We start from the raw sequence: 4188 nt of genomic DNA, 5'->3' as shown, positions 1-4188 counted from the left end.
ATCCTCTTCATTCAAAAAATCCCACTGTTTCATATCGTTTACCAACTTCTTTCCGATGACTTCTTGGAATTTTGAAGCTAGTATTCCGTAATTTTTAGGCTTTTTTGCTTCTAAATCATTAAAAGTTAACACGTGTCCTTTTGGTAAATCTTTGTTGATGGCTAACGATTTTTCAAAGATTTGCTTTAATTCTGAATATTGTGAGTTGTCTTTTTTATCGATTGGATGATTCAACGCTTTGTCAATGTTTCTGACTGCGCTGACAAGTTTTGTTGTTTCTGGAAATGTGAGTGATGATTTTGCATCTGGACCAAACATTTCTTTGTCAAATACAACATGAAATTCTAAGATTTCTGCACCAAGAGTCGCAGCCGCAATTCCCGCTTCAATTCCTGATGAATGATCAGAGAATCCAATTTTTACTCGATAATCGAGATTTGATTGTTCCGACACTTGCGCAGTTTTTTTCTCTTGTATTTTTCTCTTATTGTTTTGCGAAACTTCTCCTAAATAGGCGCCTTGATACCTTTCTTTTAATTCATGAATTACATTTAATCCAAATTGTTTTGGCGCTGTTGGATACGAGGTTGTACATTGCAATATGGAGAATTCACAGTTTTTTTCTTTTAGAAAAGCGACTGTTTCATCTAATTCTGCAAACGAACTCATTCCCGATGAAATGATGATTGGTTTTCCTGTATTGGCTATTTTTTCTAGCAATAGAAAGTTATTAACTTCTCCTGAACCTACTTTGTATTGCTTTACACCTACTTCTTCCAATAAATCCACAGCAGCATTACTGAACGGAGATGACAAGAAATCTATACCAACTTCATCACAGTGCGCTTTGAGTTCTTTCCATTGTGCTAATGAGAACTCCATACGTTGCCAATATTCGTAACGCGTAGCATCTTGCTTTGAGAATTTTACTCTGAAAGGCTCGTGAATGCTACTTTCCGCCACAGCGATATGCGTTTGAAATTTGATCGCATTCGCGCCCGTTTTTGCCACAGCATCAATATACGCATGCGCCATTCCGAGACTTCCGTCGTGTGCTTGCCCGATTTCTGCTATGATGTAGGTTTGTTTCATTGTCTTTTTTTTAGAAGCGCTTTGCTGTTAGAATTTTAGACACGCTTTGCTTTGGTATCGCTGCGCTCTTAGACTCACTCTTGCTCTTGGTTTTATTTGTTATTCGTTTTGTTCTAAACGTCAGTTCGAGTGATTTTTTGTCATATCGAGCGCAGTCGAGATAGGCGAAAAATTGTATCGAGAACTACTTTGAAATCAAAGCTTTTTTTATATCATAGCTGTTCTCGATACTATTTTTCATTTCGTTTTTACTCAATGTAAAATCACTCGAACTGACGTTTGTGTTATTTATAATTTAAAATTCAGCATTCAACATTTATAATTTTAAAGACTCCACAAACGTTTTCAGTTTAGTCAACTGCTTTTCTGCCGTAAAGCTTTCTACAAACGTTTTTCGGGCGTTGTCGCCTATAAATATCCGTTTTTCTGTGTTGTTATACAAATCTATCAATTGTGTTGTCATTTGATTTAAATCGTTACTTAAGATACTGTTTTGATCGTGAACAACTTCCGGATAGCAACTTGCCGCTGCTTTTGTACACACCAATACTTGTGCATGATTGAAAACCAACGGAATTCGCGTGCGTGTTCCCGTGTTGTATTCCCAAGGAATGATGTGAATGTCGTACGGTTTTAGCAACGGACTTAAGTCTTCTACAAAACCTAAACATTGTATTTGTGAATCTTCTAAGCGTATTTTTAACGACTCGGAAGCGTACTTTAAGTTTCCAATTACTTTTAGTGTAACATTTGGTATTTTTTCTTTGAGATCATTCCAACAAACTTCTAAAAACCGTTCCAATCCGATCCGATTTGCCGTTGTTCCCATGCCGCCTAAATGTACAATTGATGGTGTTTCTGAGTTGTTTTCTGTTAGTTCAACCTTTTGATACGTTAATGGAATGTAGACTGCGTTTTGATTTCCGTATTGTTTGATTTCTTGCGTTTCTGTGAACGAAGCCGAAACACAACCTGAAACACGTTTTACCAAGTCCAACTCTACTCGTTTCTTTTGTTTTAGGTGAAATTTTTGCAGGAATGAAAGTTTACTTTTTAACTTTCGCAACTTAAATTCCCAATCGTGATGCGCATAAATAATCGGAATGTCTAGATTTGAATAGTTCGCTAAAATCGCTGTCCAACGCCATTCAGCCCAAACGAGATCAATCTTATTTTCTGATATGTATTGCTTAATTATTTTTTCATTGGTTGAATTCACAAAGAAATATTCAAACTTTTCAGGTGCCGAAATTGCCGTTTTGACACGATCTAAGATACCTTTTGGATGAATTTGTGCGACTTGAAAGTGTTTTATTTCCGTATAAAATTCTGTAATTTCTTGAATGTACTCAGTGTTTACATCCGACGAAAGTCTAGCATCTTGCTGATCCGAAAAATCTACCATTAACACATGAACCTTATAATTTAGTTTCGCAAGTAATTGCAAATGACTAAAATACACAGACGCTCCGCCATTAGCGTTTGGAGAGATTTTGGTGTTATTTACTAGAAAAAGTACATTCATCTACATGAAATATTTGTTCAAAAAACCCAGTCCGTTTTTTATGAAAGTACGTCCAATTTTTGATTTTATCGCCACCATTTTAGGACTTCCCCACTTTTTGTGAAAGATGATATGTCCTTGCAGTAGCTTTTTGCGTTCCAACATCCAACGATTTTGCTCCGTAAATATGTATTTTGGAATGTCTTTTTCTGGAATTACAACATCATCGAAGAACGCACTTTTCTTTTTCTCTAATTCCTTGGAAACTTTACTTTCTAGGTGTGAAACTTCTGAATTTGCTACAACTACGTGCTTTTTACCGTATTTCTGCAACATCAAACTATATTCATCATCTGCATAGAAAAAACTAAAACGCTCATCTAATAAACCAGTTTTATCAAACATTGATTTTTCTGCAATAATGCACCAACCAACTACGTGACGACGCACTTTGTAGCCAAACAAATATGATTTTCCTTCAAAAAAAGATTTCGGTGTAAATTTAGCATCATAATCCACAGGACAAAACGATTGTACTTTTGGATGTTGCTGTTTTACTTTTAGAATTTCTGTAAACCAATCTTTTTTGAAGATTAAATCGTTATTGAATAAACCAACGAATTCTCCTGTAGCCGCTTTGATTCCTATGTTTAAGAACGCATGAAAGTTGAAATCTTCCGTAGGAATGATCATTTTTACATAGTCTGGGAATTGATATGGAGAATCGTGAATTTGCTTGTTGCTTTCTATTAAAAGTACTTCAAATTCGATGTTTGAATTGCCTTTTTCAGCTGCTATCATACTTTCAATACAATGCAGTGTCATGTCAAAAATTGACTGACTTTTAGTGTTTGATAATATGATGGCAGAAAATAGCATGTTATTTTTTTACACAGCGAAATACGTACTGAAATGTAAAGAAGTTTTTGAATAATCCCAATTTCTTGAGAACTCTTGGAATGAATGGAAATCCGCCTTTGTATGCACTGTATCGCATGACGCGCGTCAATTCTTCAATTTTCATATCCGATTGATCCACTAATTCTTCTATATTTTTGAGCGTAAACCAACGCATGTGTGTTTTATCGTATAATCCACTTGGTTCGTATGGAAATTTCCCTTTGAACACTAAGTGTTTTATGGTTTCTAAGTGTTGTACGTTTGGCAATGAAATAATCATTTTACCTGAAGATTTCAAGGATTTTTCTAAAGATGAAAGTACATGCCACGGATCAATTAAATGTTCTAAAACATCACCTAAAATGATATAATCAAATTCTTCTCCTTTTAGACTTTCCAATAACGCTTCATCTTCAACACTTTTTTCAATCACTTTCGTGATGTTTTGCTTTGCGTTTACAACCGATTCTTTGTGCGTTTCTATACCAATAACTTCTGTCGCCATTCCCTGATCGAGCAGCCATTTTCCGTTGATTCCATTGGAACAACCAACATCTAAGACTTTTAGGTTTTCACCTTCAATCAACGCAATGATGTCTTTTCGAAGTTTTATGTAGGCTTGATTCATTTTCGGGTTATTTTGAGTCTAACGATTCTTTTTTTATCTTCCACGATAACATTGGACGTACAAT

The 4188-nt window shown here is 35.3% G+C and carries 4 protein-coding genes; all 4 read right to left on the bottom strand.

The annotated features are described in order from the left end of the window. The coding region (locus AB8B65_RS17060) for an N-acetylneuraminate synthase family protein (RefSeq protein WP_405302488.1) at window positions 1-1092 on the bottom strand (1092 nt) is incomplete at its 3' end. A 316-nt stretch (window positions 1093-1408) separates the two neighbouring features. Next, window positions 1409-2617, bottom strand: a complete 1209-nt coding sequence (locus AB8B65_RS17055; RefSeq protein WP_405302487.1) for a glycosyltransferase — start codon at window positions 2615-2617, stop codon at window positions 1409-1411. Next, window positions 2618-3475 (bottom strand): glycosyltransferase, encoded by an 858-nt coding sequence (locus AB8B65_RS17050; RefSeq protein WP_405302486.1) that lies wholly within the window; start codon window positions 3473-3475, stop codon window positions 2618-2620. 1 nt (window position 3476) lies between these two features. Further along, a complete protein-coding gene (locus tag AB8B65_RS17045) occupies window positions 3477-4124 on the bottom strand; it encodes a class I SAM-dependent methyltransferase (protein WP_405302485.1) in 648 nt (215 codons plus the stop codon). Window positions 4125-4188: the final 64 nt, after the last annotated feature.

The organism is Kordia sp., from assembly GCF_045105435.1.
In the GTDB taxonomy this organism is placed as follows: domain Bacteria; phylum Bacteroidota; class Bacteroidia; order Flavobacteriales; family Flavobacteriaceae; genus Kordia.
This window is presented reverse-complemented; position numbering and strand designations above follow the sequence as displayed.